Here is a 23,636-nt window from a genome sequence, read left to right as displayed (position 1 = left end):
CGCCATCTGTCCGTAGTATTTCTCTTCCCCCAGGGGAGTGGGATGCGCCGGGTTTTTCGACAGATGGCAGCTGCGATGTTTCTGGCCGCGAAGAGCGGCTGGGACGCTGCCATGCGGCGCGGACCCGTGCTGTGGCTGACTCTCTCGGGCGCGTTGTTGGTCGCCGGCATCTTCGCGGTGACCGCGATGGCCGTCGGCGAGTTTCGGGAGAAGACGCTTACCAACCGCGAGCGCGAGCTGGAAAACACCGTGCAGCTGATCGCGCGGCATTTCGACCAGCAGTTTGAAGATTCCGACGTCGTCGCGGCCGACGTGATCGGGCAGATGCGCCTGCCGGAGATCACATCGCCGCAAATGTTCCGCGAGCGCATGTCGGGGCCTGAGGCCCACCGGATGCTCAGGGGCAAGATCGGCGCGGTCTCCTATCTCGGCGACATCGCGATCTATGATGCCGACGGCGAGCTAATCAGCTGGTCGCGAGCCCAGCCGCTCCCCAAGATCAACGTGTCTTCGCGCGCCTACTTCCAGACCTTCAAATCGAATCCGATGTCGGAGCCGGTGCTGCTGGAATCCGTGCGCAGCTTCCTGATCGGCAAATGGACCACGATCGTGGCGCGCCGGCTCGCTCTGCCGGACGGCACTTTCGTCGGCGCGCTGGTCCGGCGGATCGATCCCGACAGCTATCAACGTTATTTCGCCTCGGTCGCGCTGGCCGACGGCGCCGCCATCGCGCTGTTCGACCGCGAAGGCGTGATGCTGGCGCGCTACCCGCATGTCGAATCGATGATCGGGACCAGCTACAAGAGCGCGCCGCTGATGCAGAAGGTGCTGACCCGCAGCGGTCAGCACACGCTTCGCGTCAAGAGCCCGGTCGACGGCGAGGAGAAGCTCGGTTCGGCTGCGTCGCTGACGCATTTCCCGCTGGTCATCGTGGCCACCAATACCATGTCGTCCGCGCTTGCCGACTGGCGGCAGCAGACCGGCTTCATGGTCACCACCGCGACGCTTTCGGCGGCCGTGATCGCGCTGATCCTCTTCATGATCGTCCGCCAGATCAACCGGCAGAACCGTGAGGCCCAGCAGCGGCTGGAGGCGGAGCGACTGCGGCTCGACACCGCCCTCAACAATATGTCCCAGGGGCTGATCCTCTACGACGCCGCCGGATACATCGTCACCTGCAATCGCCGCTATGCCGACATGTTCGGCCTCTCCCACGAGATCATCAAGCCGGGCTGTCACATCACCGAAGCGATGTCCCATCGCAAGGAGCGCAACGCGTTCAGCGGCGACGTCGATGCGTTTTGCGCCGAGGTCATCAGGGACGTCGCCGAAGGCAAGGTCGCCACGAAAACGCATCAATTGCCCAACGGCCGCGCCTTTCAGGTCATCAATACACCGCTGGCGCAGGGCGGATGGGTCGCCACGATCGAGGAGATCACCGAGCGGCTCAACCTGGAGCAGGAGCGCGACCGCAACTACACGTTCCTCCGCGAGATTATCGATCACATCCCGTCGCAGATCACGGTGAAGGACGCCCGGACACGGCAATATCTGCTGATCAACCGCACCGCCGCAGAGCAATTCGGCCAGTCGCGCGAAGCCATCGTCGGCAAGACCCCCTTCGACATCTACCCGGATGAGACCGCCAGGGTCGTCACCGAGGACGACAGCAAGGCGCTGCAGACGACCGAGGGATTGTCCAAGGACGAACATGCCTGGACAAGCCAGACCATGGGTCTGCGCTACATCACCTCGACCCGGATCGGCATCCGCGACTCCTCCGGCGAGCCGCGCTACCTCATCAACGTCGTCGAGGATGTCACCGAGCGGCGGCGCGCCCATGACAAGATCGCGCATATGGCGCATTACGACGCGCTGACCGACCTGCCGAACCGCACGCTGTTCCGCGAGCAGATCGAGCGTGAGCTGGAGAAGGCCGCCGGCGGCGAACAGTTCGCGCTGCTCTATATCGACGTCGACGAGTTCAAGGGCATCAACGATTCACTCGGCCACCATGTCGGCGACGAGCTGTTGAAGGCGATCGCCGGGCGCATCCGCGCCTGCCTCAAGCCGGGCGATCTGATCGCGCGGCTCGGCGGCGACGAGTTTGCCGTGATCCAGACCGGGATCGAATCGTCCGCCGACGTGCTGTCGTTCGTGACGCGGATCCATGAAGCAATCCGCCGCCCCTATCACTGCTTCGGCCACCAGCTCTCCACCGACGCCAGCATCGGCATCGCGCTGGCGCCGCAGGACGGCGCCGATCTCGACCAGCTCATCAAGAATGCCGACCTCGCAATGTACGGCGCCAAGGCGGAAGGGCGGCGCACCTACCGCTTCTTCGTGCCGGAGATGGATGCGAGCGCCAAGGCCCGCCTTACCCTGGAGCAGGATCTGCGCCAGGCGTTGATCGACGGCGGCTTCGAGATCCACTACCAGCCGCTGGTCAATCTGGACTCGGGCGAGGTTTCCGGCTGCGAGGCGCTGCTGCGCTGGCGCCATCCCGAGCGCGGCATGGTCTCGCCGGCCGAATTCATTCCGATCGCCGAGGATACCGGCCTGATCAACGAGATCGGCGACTGGGTGCTGCGCACGGCCTGCAACGAGGCCGCGACCTGGCCCGCCCATGTGCGCGTCGCGGTCAACGTCTCGCCGGTGCAGCTCAAATGCGACACGCTGGCGCTGCGGATCGCGGGGGCACTCGCCGCCTCCGGGCTCGAGCCGCGGCGGCTCGAGCTCGAGATCACCGAGGCCGTGCTGATCCGCGACGACGAGGCAGCGCTCTCGATCCTGCACCAGCTTCGCTCGATCGGCGTGCGCATCGCGCTCGACGATTTCGGTACCGGCTATTCCTCGCTGAGCTATCTGAAGCGCTTCCCGTTCGACAAGATCAAGATCGACCGCTGCTTCGTGGCCGACATCGCCGACGCCGTCGGGTCACCCGTGATCGTGCAGGCAGTGGTGAACATCGCCTCCGCCAGCAACATGACCACGGTCGCCGAAGGCGTCGAGACCGAGGCCCAGCGCGAGATGCTGCGCGCGCTCGGCTGCACGGAGATGCAGGGCTATCTGTTCAGCAGGCCGAAGCCGGCGGCCGAAGTGCGCGAACTGTTCGGCCCGGGCGACGCCATGCCCGTGGCGGCGGTGGCCTGAGATGGCGAAGTCACCCAAGACCGTCGACGTGGCGGATTCCTACGCGGTCCGGCTGATGCAGCACCTCGTGGTGCCGACCTTCGTGATCGATCCGAAGCGCCGTGTCGTGATCTGGAACAGGGCGTGCGAGCGGCTGACCGGCGTTGCCGCCTCCGAGGTGATCGGCACCACGAAGCACTGGCAGGCCTTCTACGAGACCAAGCGCCCCTGCCTCGCCGATCTGGTCGCGCTCGACCGGCCCGAACAGCTGCCGGAGTTCTATTCGGAATATGCCGCGCGCGGCCACAACGGGCTCGGCTTCAGCGCCGAAAACTGGTGCGTGATGCCGAAGCTCGGCAGCCAGCTCTACCTCGCAATCGATGCCGGCCCCATCCATGACGAGGCCGGCAACCTGATTGCCGTGGTGGAGACGCTGCGCGACCTCACCGACCAGAAGCGCGCGGAGATGGCGCTGAAGGAGCTCGCCACCAAGGATGGCCTGACCGGGCTGTCGAACCGCCGCTCGTTCGATCAGGTGCTGATGACCGAATGGGAACGCGCGCAGCGGACGCAGAAGCCGTTGGCGCTGCTGTTCGTCGACGTCGATCATTTCAAGCTGTTCAACGACGAGCACGGCCACCAGTCCGGCGACGAATGCCTGCGCGAAGTCGCGCGCGTCGTCAGCCGCCACGCGGTGCGCCCGCTCGACCTCGCCAGCCGCTATGGCGGCGAGGAATTCGCATTGATCCTGCCCGACATGAGTTGCGACGATGCCTGCACCATCGCCGAGGAGATCCGCGGCGCCGTCATGGCGTTGCGGATCGCCCATGGCGCCGATGGGGCCGGCAACCACGTCACCCTCAGTGTCGGCGTCGCCAGTCACATCCCCGGCGAGGCCGACGGCGCCCCCGACCGGCTGCTGGGGGCGGCCGACCAGGCGCTCTATGCCGCCAAGCGGCTCGGCCGCAACCGTGTCGTCTGCTCCGAGCGGATCCTGGCCGAATTCGCAGGCCTCGGCCGGGATAGCGTCCCGGTTCCTGCCCCCGCCCCGCGCAAATCGGCCTGAAGCGCGACGATTGCGAAAACAAGCCCATGCACAGTAGACGGCGGCTGTTAAATCAATGGCTTAGCATGAGCGAAAATCCATCCGACGGTAGCCCGGCTGGAACACAGCGAAATCGGGGATTTTCCCCCCGCGCCGATAGACTACCTGGAATACGCGTCGCTCGATCAGAGCCCCGAACTTCGGAAAATCCGTTGACGCGTCGGGCAAAACACCGGCATGATGGCATCATCGCGATCCAAGGGACCGGTTGCCCACCCCTCGCCAATCGGCTACATGAGGCCTCGCTGCACCCGTAGCTCAGCTGGATAGAGCGTTGCCCTCCGAAGGCAAAGGTCACACGTTCGAATCGTGTCGGGTGCGCCATTTCCGCACCATTGCGATGCTGCCAATCATCGGCGCGATTGCTGCGCGTCCTGTGGCTTACGGAATCCTTGCCACAACGTCAGGCCGGTTTTGCTCGAGCCAAGCCACGGCGTCGGGTCCATCGACGACGCACTCGAAGGTTTCCCAGGTTGGATCCTCCAGGGATTCCGGCTGCAGTCGCTTCGCCGCATACTCAACGAGGTCGTGCAAGCGTTCATATCCTCGTCGGCGCTCGAGGGAATCCGCAATCGCTGTGCTGACCCATCCTCGTTGGGCCAAATCGATAATGCTCGGAGCGTCAGCCTCGCTGAACCAGGGTGTGGCATCGAACTCGATGCAGCGGACATTATCGGCGGTATGGCAAGTAGCATGGATCATTGGATTCCTCCGTTCGCCGGCTGACAATTGGGCATGATCTTTCCGGAAAACCGCTGCGCACTTTTCCGGATCATGCTCGATGTTTCACATCGCTGCCTCGCATGCCCTCAGGCTTTGACCAAATCCCCGAGCAAGTTCGCCGCCACCGTCAGCTTGGCGAGCGTCAGGCCGCTGGCAGCAATCTCCTCGACCGAGCGGCGGATGCGCGTCGCTCCGGGGTGAGCCGCGAGCCAGATCTCGACAGCCTGCTGGCCGGACTGGCCGGTTGCCAGCATGTCCGCGGCCAGTCTTCTTTCGGCGCTGGCGATCTGCTCAACGGCGCGATCGATGGCGATACGTTCGAAATAATCGTTGGCAGGCACGTTGCGCGCGGCCGCGATGATGCGGTCGAGACGGAAATCGGCTTCCGCAGCGTAAAAGGTCGCGGCGGCATCGCCGATCGGGCGGCTGGTGCGCTCAGCAACCGTCACGATATCGGGTGCCGAGACCAGCGCGTCGAGATCGGCGAGCTCGCCGGCAAGGCCGGACGGAACACCGGCGTCCGTCAGCTCCTGCCGCCGCTTGGTACGCACGGCCTGCAAGTCCGGCGGCAGGGTGGTGTCGAGTGAGGCGGAGATCTCGCGGAGGGCAGGGGCGAACCGGGCAATCATCGCGTTCAGGCCATCCTTGAAATCGCCGTTGCGCACGTACCAGACCATGCGGGAGAGCAGGAGCTCCTGGATCGCCGCGTAGAGGCTGAGCTGCAGCTGCCCGTCGATACGTGTGTCAAGCGCGTCGATCGCGTCATTGAGCCGCCTGAGCTCGTAGATCGCGTCCACCGCGACCTGCGCCATGACGATGGTCGAGATATCGGCGTCGGTCTCGTCGGTCAGGCGCACGATGCAGGCCGGGCCCCCGCGGTTGATCACGGCATTGACGAGACTGGTTGCGATGATCTCGCGTCGGAGGCGATGGAGCTCGACCGCGGTCGGGAACTTGTCGGGAAGCTCGCGCGGAAAGTAAAGGGACAGTCTGCGGGCGAGATAAGGATCGTCCGGCACGCTGGTGAGAAGCAGGTCGTCGTAGAGCGTCAGCTTGGCGTAGGCGAGCAATACGGCGAGCTCTGGCCTTGTCAGGGCTTGGCCGCGCCGTGCTCGCTCGGCGAGCGCTGCGTCATCAGGAAGGAACTCCACCGTGCGACTGAGCAGGCCGCGCTGCTCGAGCGACTGCATCAGGCGGGCGAGGAAGCCCGTCTCGGCGACGCCCTTGCGCTCGGCGAGCGAGAGCGCCAGCGTCTGCAGATAGTTGTTGCGCAGCACCAGCGCGCCGACCTCGTCGGTCATCGCAGCAAGCAGGCTGTTGCGGTCAGCGGGGCCGAGGCGTCCCTCGCGCTCGAGGCGCGCGAGCGCGATCTTGATATTGACCTCGACGTCGGACGTGTTCACGCCGGCCGAATTGTCGATGGCGTCGGTGTTGAGCTTGACGCCTTTTTGCGCCGCTTCGATGCGGCCGCGCTGGGTGACGCCGAGATTGGCGCCTTCGCCGATCACCCGGGCACGCACGTCGCCGCCAGTGATGCGGATCGGATCGTTGGCGCGGTCGCCGGCCTGATCGTCGCTTTCCGCCGCCGCGCGGATATAGGTGCCGATGCCGCCAAACCACAAGAGGTCCACGCGCGCCTTCAGGATCGCCGTCATCACCTCGAAAGGCGTGGCTTGCGGCTTGTCGAGATCGAGCAGGGTGCGCACTTCCGGCGCGAGCGGGATCGCCTTGAGCTGGCGCGAGAACACGCCGCCGCCTTGCGAGATCAGCGACTTGTCGTAGTCCTGCCAGCTCGACCGTGGCAGGTCGAACAGGCGCTTCCGCTCGGCGAGGCTGATCGTGGGATCCGGCGAGGGATCGATGAAGATGTCGCGGTGATCGAAGGCGGCCACAAGCTTTGTCGCCGGCGAGAGCAGCATGCCGTTGCCGAACACGTCGCCGGACATGTCGCCGACGCCGACCACGGTGAACGGCATGGTCTGGATGTCGGTGCCGAGCTCGCGGAAGTGGCGCTTGACCGCCTCCCAGGCGCCGCGCGCCGTGATCCCCATCTTCTTGTGGTCGTAGCCCTGGCTGCCGCCGGAGGCGAAGGCGTCGCCGAGCCAATGGTGCTTCTCGGCGGAGATCGTGTTGGCGATGTCGGAGAAGGTGGCGGTGCCCTTGTCGGCGGCGACGACGAGATAGGGGTCGTCGCCGTCATGCCGCACGGTCGAATCGGGTGGCACGACGATGTCGCCGTCGAGATTGTCGGTGAGTTCGAGCAGCGAGCGAACAAAGATGCGATAGGCTTCGGTGCCTTCCGCCATAAAGTGGTCGCGATTGGACGGCGACGGTAGGCGCTTGGGCACGAAGCCGCCTTTGGCGCCGACTGGTACGATCACGGCATTCTTGACCTGCTGCGCCTTCACGAGGCCCAGGATCTCGGTACGGAAATCCTGCGGCCGATCGGACCAGCGCAGGCCACCGCGCGCAACCTTGCCGAAGCGCAGGTGAATGCCTTCGAGACGAGGTGAATAGACGAAGATCTCGTAGAGAGGTCGTGGAGTTGGCAGGTCGTCGATTCGGCGCGCATCGAACTTGAAGGAGATCACCGGACGCGGATGTCCATCCTCGCCGATCTGCCACAGATTGGTGCGGATGGTCGCCTGCACCAGATTTGTGAAACGGCGCAGGATGCGGTCTTCGTCGAGCGAGGCAACGGATTTAAGCTGCTCCTCGATCTCGGCAAGCAGGGCCGTCTCGCCTGCCGAGCGCTCGGAATCAGTAACGGCGAGACGCGGATCGAGGCGGGTCTGGAACAGCGCGACGAGGCTGGCCGTGATCGCGGCGTTCTTGCGCAAGGTCTCCCACATATAATCCTGGGTGAAGGGAGCGCGGATCTGGTGCAAGTAGCGCGACAGCGCCCGGATGGTCGAGACTTCCCGCCAGCCCAGGGCCGTGCGCAGGATCAAGGCATTATACCCGTCGGATTCGGCGCGATCCGTGACCACCGCCATGATCGAGGCTTCCAGACGATGGCTGAATTCCGGACTGGTGTCGATCGGCCGGCCGTCGCTGGTCTCGATCGTCATATCGTGCAGCCAGACCGGCTCGGGTCTGTTACCGGGCACGATCTGATAAGTGCGTTCGTTGACCACGCGCAGGCCATGATTTTCGATCACCGGCACGCGATAGGACAGCGATAGCGGTGCGGCGTCGGAGAACACCTTCAGGGCAAAGCGCCTGGGATCGTCCTCGCCCTTGTCGCGGTGAACCGAAATCGTCACCGGGCGGGCCGGGGTCAGCCTTTCGATGGTCGCGATATCGGCGATCGCCTGCTCCGCAGTGAAAGCCTCGGTATAGCCGCCGCTAAAGGACTTGGCATAGCGGTTGGCGAGCATGCGCGCCCGCATGCCGTCGGTCGACGCGGCGAGCGCGGCCTTCAGCTTGTCGGCCCAGGTCGCGGCAATAGCGCTGATCCCGGCTTCGAGCGTGGCGCGCTCGACGACTGGCGTTTTGCCTTCATAGCGCCCGATGATGAAGTGGACGCGCGCAAGCGCGCCTTCAGGGAATGATACGTAGGAAGCTGACAGGGTCCCCTTGTAGACCTGCGACAGGAAGGTTCCGACGCGCGTGCGGACGTCGCTATCGTATTTGTCGCGCGGAATGAAGGTGAGGATGGATACGAAGCGATCGAACTTGTCTACCCGCGCCAGCGCCCGGACGCGCGGGCGCTCGTAGAGGAGCAGGACCTCGATGACGAAATTGTAGAGCGTGTCGACGTCGATCTGGAATAGCTCGTCACGCGGATAATCTTCGAGGATATGCATGAGCGCCTTGCCCGAATGGCCGTTCGGGTCGAAGCCGGCGCGCTGCAGCACCCGCGAAACCTTGTGGCGCACATAAGGGATCTGCCGCACCGAGCGGGTATAGGCGCCTGAGGTAAACAGGCCGACGACGCGCAATTCGCCCTCGAGCCGGCCGTCGGGCGCATAGAGCTTGATGCCCACATAATCCATCCGGATGCGGCGATGGACGCGGCTAGAGACATTGGCCTTGAAGACGGTCAGCAGGGTCGGTTCGCGCATGAACTGGCGAATTTCCGATGTCATCACCACCATTTCGTTGCCGCGGCGCAGGACCTTCACGTCCGGATCGCGCAAGATGCCGAGGCCTTCGCCGGTCGTAATGTCGTCCGACCCATCGCTGTCCGGCGAGAAGCGATATTCGCGCACGCCGAGGAAGGTGAAATTGTCCGCGCAGAGCCATTGCAGGAACTGGTTGGCTTCGGCGACCTCGTCGATCGGCAGCGGCGGAGGATTGGAAGAGAAAGTCTTGATCGCTTCCTCGACGCGGTCACGCATGACCCGCCAGTCGGCGACGCAGGCGCGGACGTCGTTCAACGTTCTGGTGAGGCCATCGACCAGCTTCTGGCGATCGGCATCCGCGTCCAGGCGGGTGATGTGGAGGTGAATCAGGCTTTCGCGCGCGCCCTTTACTCCCTCGGGCAGTGCTTCGCCGTAGAAGCGGAGCAGCTTGCCCTCGTCATCGCGCTCCACGGCGATGATCGGGTGAGCGACGAGGGTGACTTCGATGCCCTGCTCGGCGAGCTCCGCCATCGTGGAATCGAACAGGAAGGGCATGTTGTCGTTGAGAATCTCCAGCACGGAAATCTCGCGCCCATTCGGCAACGTCGGATTGGCAACGCGGATATCGGCGCTGCCGGCCGTGCGTCGCTGCACGTGCTCCCAGGCGTGCTCCGCCAGAAGGGCAAGCGAGGCGGCATCGTAATGGGCGAGATCCTCGATATTGCTGTAGCCGAACAAGGGCTCGGCAAAGGCCCGGGGGCTCTTGCCCGGCGGCACGCTGCCCGCTGCATCGCGGATCAGGGTTGCCCGGGCCCTGTCGTCACGCCACGCCATCATATCCTCCATTTGCCGCGCCGTCCGACCGCAGTCGCGGTCATCAGCCTGATTCTGGAGTGCACTCTTCGAGCGCCGCGATCGAGTGCGTACGTGAAATCTTCGGTCTCGAAGCTTCAACAGTTCGACGACAATACTACGATCCCGGAGCGAAAGGCGCACGCTGTCGTGAGGCGTGCTGAAAATTCCCTACCGCAGCGCGTGAGGCCGACGTCGGCGCCGATGGCCGCCGCATCCCCGGGCGTGAAAAAATCACAAGCAATTTCAACTGTATATGGGTTCGCGGTTTTGTTCTGAATGGTGCGCCACTTCATCCCACCGCAACGTCGACGTTCTGACCGGCATTGCGCCCGGCCGGCGTCGTGACCACCGGCGTCACCGGATCGTCACCCGGCGGGCCGATCAGGCAGGCGAACCGGCCCCGCCAGGTCGGCGATCGCCAGAGATCGCGCGCGAGCGCCGCCCATTCGTGAAACGCGATGACGACCGGATTGTTGGAGCGCAGCGGCTTCACCAGGCCGTAATTGCACGGCAGGTCGTCGCGTTCGGCGACGAAGGTGCCGAACATCCGGTCGAACACGATGAAGATGCCGCCGTAGTTGCGATCGAGATACTCCGCGTTGCAAGCATGGTGCACGCGATGATGCGAAGGCGTGTTGAGCACATATTCCAGCCAGCCGAGTTTCGGGATCCACTCCGCGTGCAGCCAGAACTGGTAGAGCAGATTGATGCCGGCTGCGATGAACACCGGTCCCGGTGCGAAGCCGAGCCAGATCATCGGCACGTAGAAGATTGCGGCACCGGTCAGCCTCCCGGTCCAGCCGAAGCGGTAGGACGCCGCGAGATTGAACTCGTTCGAGGAATGGTGGATCGCGTGCGTCGCCCAGAACCAGCGAACCCGGTGGCTGGCGCGATGGAACCAGTAGTAGCTGAAATCCTGGGCGATCACGAGCACGACCACCGACAGCACGCTGTTGAGCGGGATGGTGAACAGCCGGTGGCTCCAGGCCAGATCGACCAGCGGCTGCGCGATGCTGAGCGGCAGCAGCGTGTAGACGAGATATTGCCGGCCGAGCGCATCGACCAGCGAGGCGCAATAGGCACGCCAATTGTAGTCACGGCGCATCACCAGGGCCAGGACGAGCCCCTCCAGCGTCGCGATCACGATCACGGCGGGAAGGGAAAACTGCAGAACGGAAATCAATGGCTTCATCGCAACCTCGCATCCGCAGACGCATCGCCTGCAGGGCATGAGTTGCACGGGGGAAGCGCCGCGGCGCGCCGATTCCTGAACGAAGACTGGCCGATTCCTGCAAAGAGCCCGTCAAATCAGGAAACGGCTAGATTTCGGCCCCTGCCACACCGCCGGCACGAGCCCGCCGATACTCGGACGGCGTCAGGCCGGTATGCGACTTGAAGGCGCGATTGAAGGGCCCGATCGAGCCGAAGCCGGCGTCGAGCGCAATGGTCAGGATCGGCACTGCGGCTTGCGTGGGATCGCTCAGCGCGGCCTCGACCTCAGCCAGACGATAGCCGTTGACGAAGGCGCTGAAATTGCGATGGCCGAGCTGCCGGTTGATCAGATGGCGCAGCCGGTATTCCGGGATCTCGAGCTTCCGTGACAATGTTGCGATGCTCAGGTCCGGCTCGCGAAAGACCTTGTCGCGGTCGAGCAGGCGGCGCAGCGCCGCGAGTTCGGCTGCATCGGGTTCGGTTGCCGGCACTGCTGCCGGTGGATCACGCGAAATCACGGTCGGCTGGCTCGCCAGCGCAGGCGCGGGCACCAGCGGTGGTTCAGTCGAGGCCAGCGTGCCCAGCACGGCGAACAGGAATATCACCGCCGTCAAGCCGGCCGCGTTGGCGAGACTGAGCGATGACACGGACAGGCCGCCGGGCCAGAGCCAGTCCGATGCAATAATGAACAGGGCATAGAGCACGGTGACGACGGCATACCAGACGCGCAGCCGTCGCCGCTTCTCCACCAGATCGGCCGCGCGCCCAGACAGCACATGCCAGATGCCCAGCAGCAGAAGCGACACGGACAGAGCGGTGCGCGCTACATCGACGGACATCGGATGCCTGGACATGTCGATCCATGCGAGGCCCATCAATGCGAGCGCGCCGAGCGAATGGTACCAGCGCAGGCGAAATTCATCGACGAAGATGGCGCTCACTGCAATCCAGAATGCGGCCGGTATGCCGCCGCTGACGAGATGCACCGGAATGCGCAGAAGCAGAGCCAGCGCACCGAAGCCGGATGCCGATTCGACGACATAGGCCGCGATGCTCAAATTCAGCAGTGCGGAATAGCGGCTGACGGGATTGCGCGGTGCATCGCGCGCGGCAATCGCCACGCGAAAAAGAAGAATGACGACCGCTCCTCCTCGCAATGCGGCTTCCAGGGTCGACATGCGATTCAGCGGTCCGAATGAGAGCGTCTTTGGGAAAAGGACGGGAAGAGTATCGTATCAAACTCATCTATCTTGTTTCCAAATATTTCCAATCGTTCAACGGAAACATTGAGCAACCGGCGGATTGCGGCTCCAACGGCTCCGCGCCAGCTCCCGTGTCTACCACCGCCCGACCGGGCAAATCCAACCGCCAAGGTGAACCTGCGAACCCAGGACTGGATGCGACTTGGGCAATATCGACCCGAGCTCACCAAAAGCACGGATAGCAACCATGACCTCGATTTCGGCGCTCTCCACACATCACCACCAACACATATCGCCCCTGCAGCGACTGCAAGACGAGCTGCAATCGGAAGTCAGTTCCGGCACGATCAGTGCATCCGATCAGTCGGCGCTGTCCTCCGCGCTCGACGATATCGACTCCTCCCTGCAATCGGACGGGACAAGCGATCAACCCGGCAGCGGCAGCGGACCTGACGGCATCAAGTCGAGGATCGATAGTCTGATTCAGCAGGAGGTGTCGTCCGGCAAGCTCACCGACCAGCAGGCCACCGAGCTGCAAGGTATCTTCAAGTCTGCGTTCGCGCACGGACCAGGTGGAGCGGGCGGACCGCCACCGTTCAACGCGCCGCCTCCTGTCGGCGGCACCGACAGCTCGTCCAGCGGCACGAACACTTCGTCGAGTGGCAATTCGACGGCGGATCTGCTCGAGAAATTCCTGGATTCGCTGAAAGCCTCGCTCGCGGATTCGACCTACAGCGGGTCGGGATCGAACGGCACGTCCAATCCCTCCGACCCCTCGCTGTCCAATGTCCTTCTCAACGACCGGATCTGATATCGGCGACGCAACACGCGTCTGATCCGGCCATCCTTCGGCATCCCAAAGGGTGGCTCAGCTGCGATCCGGACGGGGGCCATACGCGGCCCTCGTCCTCGCGGTCTCAGTGCCTGACATGCTCGAACACCACGATCACGCCGGTCGGCTCGGGCTCGTGCGCCATCAGGCGCGTCAAATCCGCATCGCTCCAGTCGGCGAGGCTGACGACTTCACCGGTCTCGCGCTCCGCGCCGAGCGATGGCGTCGGCTCGAGGACTTTCAATCCCATCTCGTCGACGAAGAAGGTATGTTCCCCGAACATGCTGTTCAGCTGGGGCATGGCGGGATGCTCGTCGGGCAGCACCTGGGCGCCGAGCTGGTTGACGGTCTGCTTCACCTGGTCGGATGTGAGCTTCATGAGCTGCTCCGTTTCTGTCATGTCGGGTTTCATGGCTTGAACCAAGGTTTGGCCGGAGCGCGTGTTCCCTGCGCCTGTGTCGCCTGGCTCAAACTCCGAACGGGTGCTGCTCACAAATGTTCCAGCGAAATGAATTTCGTGATCGCATGTTGCATCTGCCGCGCCGACGGCGCGAGATCGCCACACGATGTCCACGATCTGATCGATGAGCGCTAGTGCTCGCTCCGGTTTTCGCCGACCGAGAGCGCGCAGATGCGTGACAGATGTATGTAGGGCAGCCCCGTCTCCTCCGCCCAGGCGTTGAACTGCGCCTGCACCTTGGCGAGATCGCCCTTCGACTTGACCTCTTCGGCGATGTCGAGGCCGGCATCGCGCAGGCAGGCGACGACATCCTTCGAGGTGACGAATCCGTCCCAGCCGACGAAGCGCAGCAGCATCTGGCCGGTGTTGCCGCCGAGCCTCGAGCCGCGCTTGGTCAGGAGATCGAGCAGGCCGATCTCGTTGGACGGCGGCCATTTCGCCAGAAACTTGCCGAAGCTGCCATGCTCCTTCGCGATCTCCTGCACGAAGGCGGCGTTGTCGCGCACCGACATGATCTTGGCGCCATTGCGCACGATCCGCGCATCGCGCAGCAGGGCTTCCCAGTAATCTTCGGGCTGGAAGCTGAGCTTGGCCGGCTGGAAGCGCAGGAAGGCATCTTCAAAGCCGCCCCACTTCGCATCGATCACGCTCCAGGCGAAGCCCGCGCAAAACACCCGCCTGGTCATCTCCGCGAGGATGCGATCGTCGCCAAGTTTTGCGAGCCCCTTCAGGTCGGGCTTGTCAGGCATCAGACTGTCGAGCGCCTTGGGCCCGCCTTTGCGCTTCTCGGCACGGGCACGAATGGTCTTGAAGGAGGTCATGCGATCACTCGCGTTGAAGGCGCGCCACGACACCAGAATTCGACGATCCGGTCCAGTCCTGCGACGCACCGGCACTTGCGCGCTCCCGCGCGTCACAGCATGCTTCCTTCCTGCCAGATTGGCAGAACCAGGCGGCCGTGCTGGTCCGCTTCTTGCTTTATAACAGTTTGGAATTCGCAGACATTTTCACACTCTCTCCGACGGATTCTCAATGCGCTGCCTGGTCGTGGCCGACCTGCACTACTCGTTGCCGCAGCTCGATTGGCTCGTCAGCGCGGCGCCGCAATTCGACCTTGTGATCTTCGCTGGCGACGCGCTGGACATCGGATCGACGGTGGATTTCCGCGCCCAGATCGTGGTGGTGAAGAAGTACCTTGCGCTGATCGCGGCGCAGACCAGGGTGATTCTCTGCTCCGGCAATCACGACCTCGACGAACGCAACGCCGAGGGCGAGAAGATCTCGCGCTGGATCTCGGAGGTGCGCGAGCTGGGTATCGCTTGCGACGGCGACAATCTCGCCATCGGCGACACGCTGTTCACAGTGTGCCCGTGGTGGGACGGACCGCTGGTCAAGCAGCGCATCGTCGACCAGCTGCGCGCCGCCTCGCTCAACCGTCCGCGGCGGTGGATATGGGCGCATCACGCGCCGCCGGCCAATTCGCCGACCAGTTGGGGCGGCAAGCGGTTCTTCGGCGACGTCGAGCTGGTGCAGTGGGCCATGCAGTATCAGCCGTCGATGGTGATCTCGGGCCATGTGCATCAATCCCCCTTCATCACGGACGGCTCGTGGTTCGACCGGCTGGGCCAGACGTGGGTGTTCAATGCCGGCCTGCAACCGGGACGACCGCCGACGCATATCGTGCTGGACCTGGATGAGAACAGGGCGTTCTGGCTGGCGGCGGGCGAGGCGCAGTGGATTGATCTCGGCGCGCCGTTAAAGCGACCGGCCGCCACGATCGAGAATCCACCTGACTGGCTTACATCCTTGGGTCGGATTGCCGATCCGAGCCTGGCGAGACCTCGAGCGGCGGCAGGTTGATCATGCTCTGCAGCACCTCGCCGACCATGGCGAGATGCGTGCCGTGACCGGCATATTGCCGCTTGAGATCGGCGAGATAGGTGTTGGCGGCATTGAGCCGCTGCGCCAGCATGCGCGCGATCAACAGCGTGACCTCCGGCTCCCGCTTGAGGAGCGAGGCAGCGTCCTCGAACTCGTAGACGACGGTGTCGGCGCAAGCCCGCACAGTCGCCGTGTGCGGCAGCCCCAGCAACACGGACATCTCGCCCAGCACCGCACCGGGCTCGGCAATGGTGGCGACCACCATCTCGCCCTTGAGCACCTCGAGCTTGCCGCTCATCAGCACATAGAGATGGCCGGAGGCGCCGCCTTCGGTCACCAGATGCGTGCCGGCCGCAATCTGCCGCTCAGTTCCACCGGTGCAATAATCCAGAACCGCGCGCATCGCCGCAAACTCCCGTCCTTAGAGACAGTAGAGCACGATCTGCAGGGAGATGCAGCGGTTTTTGAGCGTGCCGCGCGTCACGCCCGCGAGAGTGAAGGCACCTCCTCCGGCATAATGGCCTGGAGGCCGCCGAAGCGACGCTCGCGGCCATGGAAGGAGGCGAGCGCCGCGGCAAGATCGCCTGCATCGAATTCCGGCCACATCCGCTCGGTGAAATGCAGCTCGGCATAGGCGCCTTCCCAGAGCAGGAAGTCCGATAGTCGCTTTTCACCCGACGTGCGGATGATGAGATCGACGTCGCGCAAGCCGGCCTCGCCGGTCACCAGTTGCGAGAAGGCTTCGCGGGTGAGGCTGGTCAGCGCGGCCGCCTTCGCCGCAGCGTTCAGGATGGCGTCGCGCGCGGAATAGTCGACGGCGATGCGCAGATGCAGCGTGGTGGCGTGGGCAGTGGCGGCCTCCGCGCGCGCGATGGCGGTGGCGATGCCGTCCGGCAATCGGTCGCGACGGCCGATCACGTTGAGCCGCACGCCGTTCTTCACCAGGCTCTGCACCTCATTGGCGAGATAGAAGCGCAGCAGCGTCATCAGCGCGGCGACCTCGGCCTTCGGCCGGCGCCAATTGTCGGTCGAGAACGCATACAGCGTCAGCGTGCCGATGCCCTGCTTCGGCGCGGCCTCGACGATGCGGCGGATCGTCTCGACGCCGGCCTCGTGACCGCGCATGCGCGACAGGCCGCGCCGCGTCGCCCATCGTCCGTTGCCATCCATGATGATGCCGACATGAAGCTTCTCGTTAGGGGGCGTGACGTCACTTTGCATCGCAAAGCCTCCAGTCAAAAAAGGGGAGCGATCAGGTCGGAAGAATGCCGAGGCGGCCAAGCGGCGGTGCCTCGCGGCCGGCGGCCCTGGCAGCATCGCGCACCAGCCGCTCGAGCACGGCGAGATAGTCGAGGAAGCGGCGGCGGCCGGTCCTGGTCAGACGGCAGGTGGTGTGCGGGCGATTGCCCTCATAGCCCTTGGTCACCTCGACCAGACCGGCCTCCTGGAGCACGGCGAGGTGCCGGCTGAGATTGCCGTCGGTGAGGCCGCAGAGCTGCTTGAGATCGGCGAAGGCAAGCCCCTTCGGGTACGCCATCAGCGAGGTCAGAAGCCCGAGCCTCGCCTTCTCGTGGATCACACGGTCGAGCCCTTCATAGGAGAACGGCGCGCTGTCAGTCTTCGACATCATTCTCTCCGGACGCGACATACAGAATGGCCGCCATCACCGACTGGCCGATCACGAAAGGCAGTCCCATGGTCCATGGCGACAGCATGTGGGTCCGGCTCGCCAGCACCACCACCGCAAAGCCCGAGATGAAGTACCAGGCCCCGGCGAACGCCACGCTGCGCGGCAGCGAGCGGATGGAGGCGAAAATGCCGAGCGAGACCAGGATCTGCCACAGTCCCGGCAGGAGCCACAGCGTCTCGGCTGCGAACTTCCACATCACCACCGCGAGCAGGACGCCGGCGACGGCCGCGGGCAAGAACTGCTCGACCGCCTGATGAATCATGGCGTCGGCGAGGCCCGAATGATGACGGTGCGAGCGCGCGCGCATCTCGATCCAGATCATCGCCCCCGACAGCATAGCCGCAACGAACCAGCCGAGAAAGAAGCCGAGCGGCTCGCCGGTGGGATCGCCGAGCAGCCAGAATTGCAGGATCGCGGTGGCAAGCGCGATCGCGCCAGTCGCAGCCATCGTCGCCGGACCATAACCGCGGAACGCCGTCCCAGCCGCAATCTGGCTGCGAATCGCCACGATGTCCGCCAGCGCCTTGTCGAGATCGCGCATCGGCAACGCCAAAACTCCGCTCCACCCCTTGCGGCCGGAATCGCCCCGGTCACTTTGTATCGCAAAGTATACCGCGCTACAAAGCAAAGGCAAGCCGGAATGTCGCAAGCAGGAGGCATGGACCGGCCGGACAACTGCCGGTTGCGCAACGCCTGCCCGCGCGGATAAGATGGACCCAAACGCCGTCCCGGGGGAAGTTATGTTGCTTAGGTCGTTTGTCGTTACCTCTCTTTTGCAGCTGAGCCTTGCCGGAGCAGCAAATGCGGCCGGACCGTTCGGCTCGGTCAATGTCGGCAACTGGATCGGCGGTGCCTTCAGCAACGATCAAACGGGCGCCTTCTCCCATTGTGCGGCGACAACGCCTTATGCGAGCGGCGTCATCCTCGTCGTGAGCCAAAATGCCGCCGGCACATGGTCGCTCGCCTTTGCGAGTCCCGGCTACCGCTTCAACAAGGGCGAGAACGCCGCGATCGACGTGACATTTGATGGGCAGGAGCAAGCCAGGCTGTTCGCCACGGCGTATCAGCCCAACATGCTCACGGCCATCATGCCGCTCAATGTTGTGCGTACGTTTCAGAAGGCGAGCCTGATGGTGGCGACAGCCGGCCGCTCCGTTCTGAATTTCGATCTGACCTCGACCGGACCGGTGATCGCCGCATTGGCTAATTGCGTGACCAAGGTGAAAGCCGACGGGCTCGACAAGGCCGGCGATTTCACCAAGGGTGCCGCGAAGCCGGCAGCCGCGGCGGACAAGCAAGGCGCACCGCCTGCCAGCAAGCCCGGCAAAGGAGCCAAGAGTAGCTCCGGCTTTGGCACCGGCTTCGTGGTCAGCGCCAGCGGGCATATCGTCACCAACAACCACGTGATCGACGGTTGCAGCGAACTCAAGGGGAATCTCACTGGCGAACCCGCGATGGTGTTGCGAGTCGTGTCGAGCGATGCGAACAACGATCTGGCTTTGTTGCAGCCGTCATCGGCCGTGGCATTCAAGGACTTCGCCCGGATCCGCGATCGCTCGTTCCACTCCGGCGATTCCGTCGTCGCGATCGGCTTTCCCTATCATGGCTTGCTCACGTCGGACTTCACCGTGACGACCGGGATCGTGAGCTCGCTCAGCGGCATGCTCAACGACACGCGCTTCCTGCAAATCAGCGCACCGGTGCAGCCCGGCAATAGCGGCGGCCCGCTGTTCGACAATAGCGGTCAGATCGTGGGCGTGGTCACGGGAAAGCTCCCCGGATTGCGCATCGCAGCGGCCACCGGCAACATTCCCGAGAACATCAACTTCGCCATCAAGACCGGCGCGTTGCGCGACTTCCTCGACAACTCGGTTGTACCGTACCAGACGGCCGAGCCGAAGGGCGAGCTCAAGACCACCGACATCGCCGGCAACGCCCGCGCCTACACGATGCTGATCTCGTGTAAAGGGACCGAGCAGGCCGACGCGAAGAAGTAAGAAGCGGATCAAAGGCAAGTTGCCACCTTACCCACCGCTGTCGTTCCCCGCGAAGGCGGGGAATCCAGTACGCCGCGACCTACCGATTCAAGCACTCCTGTTTCGGACTACTGGATCGCCCGGTCAAGCCGGGCGATGACGCCGTTGATGCGTGCACAACGTGCCCATCAAATCACCCGTGGCAGCACGCGCCCTTCGCCTGCGGCTCGTACTGGTCGTGCAGGCGGACCCAGTCCATCGGATAGGGCAGACCCTCCTCGTGACGGCCGAGCGGGGTGAGGTCGAGATATTGATAGGCCGCGTTCATCATGTCGAGGCCGCGGGCGAAGCAGGAATAGGTGTGAAAGATCGAGCCGGCCTCGTTGCGATAGAACACGCTGATGCCGGGCAGCTCGGGCCCATAGAACGGCGTGGTGCCGAAATTGTATTTCGGGGCGCCATGGTCGATCTGCTCGCGCGTGAACGAGACCTCGTAATCATAGTTAAAGTCGTTGTGGCCTGAGGACACCCACTCAAAGCTCCAGCCCATGCGCTTCTTGAACGCCTCGAGCTTTTCGACTGACGCCAGCGAGATCGCGACCATGGTGGTGTCGCGCGCCGCCAGATGCGGCACCATGCGCTCGAAACCATCGGCCCAGAAAGAGCAGCTCTTGCAGGCGGCGTCCCAGTCGGGCGCGAACATCACGTGCTGCACCACGAGCTGCGGACGACCCTTGAAGAGATCGCCGAGCGTGACCTTGCCGCTCGGACCATCGAATACATAGCTCTTGTCGACCTTTACCCAGGGCAATGCGCGGCGCTCCTCGGCAAGGCGTTCGCGGGCCCGGCTCAACTCCTTCTCGTGCGCCAGATGGGCTTTGCGGGCGGCGACCCATTGCTCGCGCGAGACGATCTGATGTTGCTGCATGATGTCCTCCTTGCGGTCAGGCGACGAAGGTGTCGAGCTTGTCGAAGAACGAGTTCCAGCCACGCTGGTGATTGTCGCGCGCGGTTTCGTCGAAGAACTGGGCGTGATGAAAAATCATCAGCGTCCCGGCACTGTCCGGCTTCAGCGTGATCGTCACCAGCGATTCGCGTTCCGGCGTCGAATGCCAGGCCCAGGTGAAGACCAGCCGCTCGTTCGGCACAACCTCGCGATAGAGGCCGCCCGCCTCGAAATATTCGCCGTCCTCGCGGGTGAAGGAGATGCGGTAGCGGCCACCGGAGCGAACATCGAGCTCGGCATTCAGCGTCGCCGGCTTCATGTTCGGCGGCCCGAACCATTGCACTAACTGCTCGGCTTGCGTCCAGGCGGCGAAGACCTTTTCCGGCCGCGCGCGGAGCCGGCGCGTGAGCGTGAGGCTTGGACCTTCGGTTGCGCGTTCGGCGGCGTTGGCGGCTGCACTGACCATGGTTTGTCCTCCACAAATGCGGCAAGGCGGTCGAAGCTCTCGGACCAGAATTGCGCGTAGCGATTGAGCCAGTTCATCGCCTGCTCCATCGGCTGCGCGGTAAGCCGGCAGGAGACCGTGCGTCCGGCCTTCTCGCGTACAATCAGGCCCGCATCCGTAAGCACGTCGAGATGCTTCATGATCGCCGGGAGCGAGATCGAGAACGGCGCCGCCAGCTCGCTCACCGACAGGCTTTCCTTTTCGCCGAGACGCGCGAGCAGCGCGCGCCGTGTCGGATCGGACAGCGCCGCAAAGGTACGATCGAGCCTCTCGTCCTTATACTTAACCATAAGGTTTAGTATAGACGCAACAGCCACCCCGTCAAGCGGGAACCACGCAGGAAAAAAGCCCCGCCTTGCGGCGGGGCTTCATGTACTATCATTCACAAGACCGCTACTCGACCTTGAGGCCGGCGAACTCGACGACCTTCTTCCACTTCGCGGTCTCGGCCTCGATCTCCTGGCCGAACGCCTCCGGCGTCAGCACCAGCGGATCGCCGCCGAGCTCGACCAGCCGCTTGGTCATGTCGGGCTCCTTCATGAGCGTGTTGATCTCGTTGTTGAGCTTGGCGATCATGTCCTTCGGCATGTTCTTCGGCGCACCCATGCCGAACAACGCGCTCGCCTCGTAGTCCTTCACGGTCTCGCCGATCGCGGGCACGTCCGGCAGCTGCGGCGAGCGCTGCGCCGTGGTGACGCCGAGCGCGCGAAGCGAGCCGGAGCGGATGTGCTGGATGATCGAGGGCATGTTGTCGAAGATCACCTGCACCTGGCCGCCGAGCATGTCGGTGATCGCAGGCGCAGCGCCGCGATAGGGCACGTGCTGCATCTTGCAGCCGGTCATCGCCATGAACATTTCGCCGGACAGATGCACGGAGGTGCCGTTGCCGGAGGAGGCCATGTTCACCTTGCCGGGGTTGGCCTTCACATACTCGATGAACTCGGCGACGGTCGTGGCCGGCACGTCCTTGTTGACGGTCATCACGTTCGGCACGCGCTGGAACGCGGTGATCGGCGCGACGTCGCGGACGAAGTTGAACTTGAGATTGGCGTAGAGCGTGGCGTTGATGTAGTTCGCCGGATTGACCAGCAAGACGGTATAGCCGTCGGGCTCGGCGTTCACGACCGATTCGGTGCCGATATTGTTGCCGGCGCCCGGCTTGTTCTCGATCACGAATTGCTGGCCGAGCCGCTCCGAGAGCCGCTGGCCGATCAAGCGCGCCAGGATGTCGGTGGCGCCGCCCGGCGGATAGCCGACCACGAACTTCACCGGCCGGGACGGATAATCCGCGGCGAAGGCCTTCGATAGCGGGCTGGCTGCAAGCGGGGTGGCGGCGAGCAGGCCGAGCGCGGAACGGCGAGTGATCATCTCAAGGGTTCTCCCAGTGTTGTTCTTGATCGTGGCGTCAGCGGCGTTGTAACAAAGCCCGCCACGCGCGGAAAGTGCGCAACGTTCATGGCGACGAAAGGATAAGGCATGCCGATCAAGGTCGAAGCCCTCGATCATCTCGTGATCAACGTCGCCGACGTCGCAATTACCACCGAGTGGTATCGCAAGATTCTCGGCATGGAAGTCAAGGTGTTCGACCCCGGCGGCGGCAAAGCGCCGCGGACCTCGCTTCAATTTGGTCAACAGAAGATCAACGTCCGGCCGCGCGACGCCGACAAGGTGGAGTGGTTCACCGCCAACCACCAGACCGCCGGCAGCGAGGATCTGTGCTTCCTCACCTCGGCGACGCCCGACGAGGTGGTAGCGCATTTGCAGGCGCATGGCGTCGCGATCGAGCAAGGCCCGGGCCCGAGGCAAGGCGCCCGCGGCACGCTGCGCTCGGTCTATTGCCGGGATCCGGATGGCAGCCTGATCGAGATTTCATCCTACGAGGACTAGCACGGCGCCGGATCAGAACGACCCCAGCGCCACGGGGCGGAACGCCTGCAACAGTTGCTGATCCAGCTTGCCGCCCATGCCTTCCATCATCGTGAAGGCACGCGAGTGCGTGAAGGGCATGCGGTAGGCCCGCTTCTCCACCAGGGCTGCATAGATGTCGACGATGGTCGTCAGACGCACGATGTCGCTGATCTGGTTCGACGACAGAGCGTTTGGATAGCCGCTGCCATCGAGGAATTCGTGGTGATGCAGCACGACATCCAGCATCTCCGGCGGGAAGCCGCCCTGGGCTGCGAGCGCGTCATAGCCGCGGCGCGGATGCTGGCGGACCTCGGCCATCTCCTCGTCGGTGAGCTTGCCGGGCTTGTCGAGCAGATTGGAGGCAACGAAGGCCTTGCCGACATCGTGCAGCAGGGCGGCACGGGTCAGCCGGCGCTGGTCGTCCTCGCGCATGCCGAGATGCTGCGCGAAGGAAACCGCAAAGCCGGTGACGAACAGGCAGTGGCGATAGCTGCCGACATGGTGGCAGCCGACGGTGGTGAGCCATTCGCGCAGCGAGGAATGCTTGATCGCCTTCAGGATCTTGCTCTCGGCCGCGATGATGTCGTCGAACGTCAGGGGAATACCAAGCGGCAGCTTCTCGAACATCTTCTTCAGCACCGCATGCGCCGCTTCGACGCCGCGGTTGAGCGTCTTGCCGCGATCGGTCGCGTCATAGGTCGCGGTGTCGGGAAACGCGGCGCGGATGCGCTGCAAAATGTCCTCGGGCTGAAGCGGACGCGAGATGGTGTCGGTGGCGCCCAGCGCCCAGGCCTGCATGGTGCCGTGATGAAGCGCGTCAGCCAGCACGAACAGCCGCGGCATCGCGCGGTAGGCATCGCCGCGCAGCTTGTTGCGCACCCGCTGCACGCTCTCGGGCGCGCGCAGGTTGATATCGACCACGAGGCCGGAGAGATCGCGCGACGGCTGTTCAGGGATGTCCTGCGTCGTCACCGTCGAGACATCGCCGACCGCCTTCAGGATGCTGGCGAGCTCGGTGCTCGCATCGCTCCGGTCGGAGGCGAGCAGAAGCCGGCGTTTGGCGGCGGATTTGGCTGGCGCGTTCATGGCTTCCCCAAAGGCACGGGAGTGTATTTGGCGTCAGCCTAAGCCGGATCAGGTTC

The 23,636-nt window shown here is 64.1% G+C and carries 21 protein-coding genes and 1 tRNA gene; 7 read left to right on the top strand and 15 right to left on the bottom strand.

All coding sequences use genetic code 11. The features are described 5' to 3' along the window. Nucleotides 1-63: 63 nt before the first annotated feature. The 3 genes from ABID58_RS02305 to ABID58_RS02295 all read left to right on the top strand — a co-directional run bounded on the left by ABID58_RS02305 (nucleotide 64) and on the right by ABID58_RS02295 (nucleotide 4,561). Nucleotides 64-3,153: a bifunctional diguanylate cyclase/phosphodiesterase gene (locus ABID58_RS02305; protein ID WP_502916371.1), complete on the top strand. Its 3,090-nt coding sequence runs from the start codon at nucleotides 64-66 to the stop codon at nucleotides 3,151-3,153. Between the two features lies 1 nt (nucleotide 3,154). Next, nucleotides 3,155-4,198: a sensor domain-containing diguanylate cyclase gene (locus ABID58_RS02300; protein WP_354031369.1), complete on the top strand. Its 1,044-nt coding sequence runs from the start codon at nucleotides 3,155-3,157 to the stop codon at nucleotides 4,196-4,198. A gap of 286 nt (nucleotides 4,199-4,484) precedes the next feature. Next, nucleotides 4,485-4,561: transfer RNA gene (locus tag ABID58_RS02295), tRNA-Arg, on the top strand. A 57-nt stretch (nucleotides 4,562-4,618) separates the two neighbouring features. On the opposite strand, the gene ABID58_RS02290 is transcribed toward ABID58_RS02295, so the two are convergent. From ABID58_RS02290 to ABID58_RS02275, 4 genes are all read right to left on the bottom strand, one after another. Continuing rightward, entirely contained in the window at nucleotides 4,619-4,939 is a 321-nt protein-coding gene (locus ABID58_RS02290) for a hypothetical protein (RefSeq protein ID WP_148754281.1), read from the bottom strand. A gap of 107 nt (nucleotides 4,940-5,046) precedes the next feature. Continuing rightward, nucleotides 5,047-9,873, bottom strand: coding sequence for an NAD-glutamate dehydrogenase (locus tag ABID58_RS02285; protein ID WP_148754280.1), 4,827 nt, complete (start codon nucleotides 9,871-9,873; stop codon nucleotides 5,047-5,049). A gap of 298 nt (nucleotides 9,874-10,171) precedes the next feature. Continuing rightward, a complete protein-coding gene (locus ABID58_RS02280) occupies nucleotides 10,172-11,074 on the bottom strand; it encodes a sterol desaturase family protein (RefSeq protein WP_354031368.1) in 903 nt (300 codons plus the stop codon). A 127-nt stretch (nucleotides 11,075-11,201) separates the two neighbouring features. After that, a complete protein-coding gene (locus ABID58_RS02275) occupies nucleotides 11,202-12,272 on the bottom strand; it encodes an AraC family transcriptional regulator (protein WP_354031367.1) in 1,071 nt (356 codons plus the stop codon). A 271-nt stretch (nucleotides 12,273-12,543) separates the two neighbouring features. Here ABID58_RS02275 and ABID58_RS02270 point away from each other — a divergent pair, with 271 nt between their 5' ends. Further along, nucleotides 12,544-13,107 carry a hypothetical protein gene (locus tag ABID58_RS02270; RefSeq protein WP_354031366.1) on the top strand — a complete coding sequence of 188 codons (564 nt, stop codon included), beginning with the start codon at nucleotides 12,544-12,546 and terminating at the stop codon, nucleotides 13,105-13,107. 106 nt (nucleotides 13,108-13,213) lie between these two features. Here ABID58_RS02270 and ABID58_RS02265 read toward each other — a convergent pair whose 3' ends face one another. After that, nucleotides 13,214-13,507: a hypothetical protein gene (locus ABID58_RS02265; RefSeq protein WP_148754277.1), complete on the bottom strand. Its 294-nt coding sequence runs from the start codon at nucleotides 13,505-13,507 to the stop codon at nucleotides 13,214-13,216. 212 nt (nucleotides 13,508-13,719) lie between these two features. After that, nucleotides 13,720-14,409, bottom strand: coding sequence for a DNA-3-methyladenine glycosylase I (locus ABID58_RS02260; protein ID WP_148754276.1), 690 nt, complete (start codon nucleotides 14,407-14,409; stop codon nucleotides 13,720-13,722). A 211-nt stretch (nucleotides 14,410-14,620) separates the two neighbouring features. Here ABID58_RS02260 and ABID58_RS02255 point away from each other — a divergent pair, with 211 nt between their 5' ends. Then, entirely contained in the window at nucleotides 14,621-15,448 is an 828-nt protein-coding gene (locus ABID58_RS02255; RefSeq protein WP_354031365.1) for a metallophosphoesterase family protein, read from the top strand. Here the strand turns inward: ABID58_RS02255 and ABID58_RS02250 are convergent. The 4 genes from ABID58_RS02250 to ABID58_RS02235 all read right to left on the bottom strand — a co-directional run bounded on the left by ABID58_RS02250 (nucleotide 15,387) and on the right by ABID58_RS02235 (nucleotide 17,700). Further along, nucleotides 15,387-15,872 (bottom strand): Crp/Fnr family transcriptional regulator, encoded by a 486-nt coding sequence (locus ABID58_RS02250; protein WP_148754274.1) that lies wholly within the window; start codon nucleotides 15,870-15,872, stop codon nucleotides 15,387-15,389. The two genes, ABID58_RS02255 and ABID58_RS02250, sit on opposite strands and share 62 nt — an antisense overlap. A 77-nt stretch (nucleotides 15,873-15,949) precedes the next feature. Then, nucleotides 15,950-16,690: a di-trans,poly-cis-decaprenylcistransferase gene (locus tag ABID58_RS02245; RefSeq protein WP_354031364.1), complete on the bottom strand. Its 741-nt coding sequence runs from the start codon at nucleotides 16,688-16,690 to the stop codon at nucleotides 15,950-15,952. Nucleotides 16,691-16,721: 31 nt separating this feature from the next. Beyond that, complete coding sequence (locus tag ABID58_RS02240; RefSeq protein ID WP_187435214.1) at nucleotides 16,722-17,096, bottom strand: transcriptional regulator; 375 nt, start codon at nucleotides 17,094-17,096, stop codon at nucleotides 16,722-16,724. Further along, complete coding sequence (locus ABID58_RS02235) at nucleotides 17,083-17,700, bottom strand: hypothetical protein (RefSeq protein WP_354031363.1); 618 nt, start codon at nucleotides 17,698-17,700, stop codon at nucleotides 17,083-17,085. Before ABID58_RS02235 ends, ABID58_RS02240 begins: the two co-directional genes overlap by 14 nt. Before the next feature lie 199 nt (nucleotides 17,701-17,899). Here ABID58_RS02235 and ABID58_RS02230 point away from each other — a divergent pair, with 199 nt between their 5' ends. Beyond that, nucleotides 17,900-19,156, top strand: a complete 1,257-nt coding sequence (locus tag ABID58_RS02230) for a S1C family serine protease (RefSeq protein ID WP_354031362.1) — start codon at nucleotides 17,900-17,902, stop codon at nucleotides 19,154-19,156. A 172-nt stretch (nucleotides 19,157-19,328) separates the two neighbouring features. Here ABID58_RS02230 and ABID58_RS02225 read toward each other — a convergent pair whose 3' ends face one another. From ABID58_RS02225 to ABID58_RS02210, 4 genes are all read right to left on the bottom strand, one after another. After that, nucleotides 19,329-20,063 carry a DUF899 domain-containing protein gene (locus tag ABID58_RS02225; RefSeq protein WP_354031361.1) on the bottom strand — a complete coding sequence of 245 codons (735 nt, stop codon included), beginning with the start codon at nucleotides 20,061-20,063 and terminating at the stop codon, nucleotides 19,329-19,331. 16 nt (nucleotides 20,064-20,079) lie between these two features. Then, nucleotides 20,080-20,424 carry an SRPBCC family protein gene (locus tag ABID58_RS02220; RefSeq protein ID WP_354031360.1) on the bottom strand — a complete coding sequence of 115 codons (345 nt, stop codon included), beginning with the start codon at nucleotides 20,422-20,424 and terminating at the stop codon, nucleotides 20,080-20,082. After that, entirely contained in the window at nucleotides 20,424-20,876 is a 453-nt protein-coding gene (locus tag ABID58_RS02215) for an ArsR/SmtB family transcription factor (protein WP_354031359.1), read from the bottom strand. The genes ABID58_RS02220 and ABID58_RS02215 overlap by 1 nt, the downstream gene beginning before the upstream one ends. A gap of 103 nt (nucleotides 20,877-20,979) precedes the next feature. Further along, nucleotides 20,980-21,954, bottom strand: a complete 975-nt coding sequence (locus ABID58_RS02210) for a Bug family tripartite tricarboxylate transporter substrate binding protein (protein WP_354031358.1) — start codon at nucleotides 21,952-21,954, stop codon at nucleotides 20,980-20,982. Nucleotides 21,955-22,062: 108 nt separating this feature from the next. Here ABID58_RS02210 and ABID58_RS02205 point away from each other — a divergent pair, with 108 nt between their 5' ends. Beyond that, entirely contained in the window at nucleotides 22,063-22,473 is a 411-nt protein-coding gene (locus ABID58_RS02205) for a VOC family protein (RefSeq protein WP_148754266.1), read from the top strand. Between the two features lie 12 nt (nucleotides 22,474-22,485). On the opposite strand, the gene ABID58_RS02200 is transcribed toward ABID58_RS02205, so the two are convergent. After that, nucleotides 22,486-23,580 (bottom strand): HD-GYP domain-containing protein, encoded by a 1,095-nt coding sequence (locus ABID58_RS02200; RefSeq protein WP_148754265.1) that lies wholly within the window; start codon nucleotides 23,578-23,580, stop codon nucleotides 22,486-22,488. Between the last annotated feature and the right edge of the window lie 56 nt (nucleotides 23,581-23,636).

The organism is Bradyrhizobium sp. S3.2.6, from assembly GCF_040546885.1.
Lineage (GTDB): Bacteria > Pseudomonadota > Alphaproteobacteria > Rhizobiales > Xanthobacteraceae > Bradyrhizobium > Bradyrhizobium cytisi.
This window is presented reverse-complemented; position numbering and strand designations above follow the sequence as displayed.

Excerpts from the sequence above, each read along its gene's own strand:
- ABID58_RS02300 (WP_354031369.1), top strand. The coding sequence starts at position 3,155 with ATGGCGAAGTCACCCAAGACCGTCGACGTGGCGGATTCCTACGCGGTC.
- ABID58_RS02290 (WP_148754281.1), bottom strand. The coding sequence starts at position 4,939 with ATGATCCATGCTACTTGCCATACCGCCGATAATGTCCGCTGCATCGAG.
- ABID58_RS02270 (WP_354031366.1), top strand. The coding sequence starts at position 12,544 with ATGACCTCGATTTCGGCGCTCTCCACACATCACCACCAACACATATCG.
- ABID58_RS02225 (WP_354031361.1), bottom strand. The coding sequence starts at position 20,063 with ATGCAGCAACATCAGATCGTCTCGCGCGAGCAATGGGTCGCCGCCCGC.
- ABID58_RS02215 (WP_354031359.1), bottom strand. The coding sequence starts at position 20,876 with ATGGTTAAGTATAAGGACGAGAGGCTCGATCGTACCTTTGCGGCGCTG.
- ABID58_RS02275 (WP_354031367.1), bottom strand. The coding sequence starts at position 12,272 with ATGTCGACCCTGGAAGCCGCATTGCGAGGAGGAGCGGTCGTCATTCTT.
- ABID58_RS02255 (WP_354031365.1), top strand. The coding sequence starts at position 14,621 with ATGCGCTGCCTGGTCGTGGCCGACCTGCACTACTCGTTGCCGCAGCTC.
- ABID58_RS02235 (WP_354031363.1), bottom strand. The coding sequence starts at position 17,700 with ATGCGCGATCTCGACAAGGCGCTGGCGGACATCGTGGCGATTCGCAGC.
- ABID58_RS02245 (WP_354031364.1), bottom strand. The coding sequence starts at position 16,690 with ATGCAAAGTGACGTCACGCCCCCTAACGAGAAGCTTCATGTCGGCATC.
- ABID58_RS02260 (WP_148754276.1), bottom strand. The coding sequence starts at position 14,409 with ATGACCTCCTTCAAGACCATTCGTGCCCGTGCCGAGAAGCGCAAAGGC.
- ABID58_RS02280 (WP_354031368.1), bottom strand. The coding sequence starts at position 11,074 with ATGAAGCCATTGATTTCCGTTCTGCAGTTTTCCCTTCCCGCCGTGATC.
- ABID58_RS02265 (WP_148754277.1), bottom strand. The coding sequence starts at position 13,507 with ATGAAGCTCACATCCGACCAGGTGAAGCAGACCGTCAACCAGCTCGGC.
- ABID58_RS02240 (WP_187435214.1), bottom strand. The coding sequence starts at position 17,096 with ATGTCGAAGACTGACAGCGCGCCGTTCTCCTATGAAGGGCTCGACCGT.
- ABID58_RS02210 (WP_354031358.1), bottom strand. The coding sequence starts at position 21,954 with ATGATCACTCGCCGTTCCGCGCTCGGCCTGCTCGCCGCCACCCCGCTT.
- ABID58_RS02305 (WP_502916371.1), top strand. The coding sequence starts at position 64 with ATGGCAGCTGCGATGTTTCTGGCCGCGAAGAGCGGCTGGGACGCTGCC.
- ABID58_RS02285 (WP_148754280.1), bottom strand. The coding sequence starts at position 9,873 with ATGGAGGATATGATGGCGTGGCGTGACGACAGGGCCCGGGCAACCCTG.
- ABID58_RS02250 (WP_148754274.1), bottom strand. The coding sequence starts at position 15,872 with ATGCGCGCGGTTCTGGATTATTGCACCGGTGGAACTGAGCGGCAGATT.
- ABID58_RS02205 (WP_148754266.1), top strand. The coding sequence starts at position 22,063 with ATGCCGATCAAGGTCGAAGCCCTCGATCATCTCGTGATCAACGTCGCC.
- ABID58_RS02230 (WP_354031362.1), top strand. The coding sequence starts at position 17,900 with ATGTTGCTTAGGTCGTTTGTCGTTACCTCTCTTTTGCAGCTGAGCCTT.
- ABID58_RS02200 (WP_148754265.1), bottom strand. The coding sequence starts at position 23,580 with ATGAACGCGCCAGCCAAATCCGCCGCCAAACGCCGGCTTCTGCTCGCC.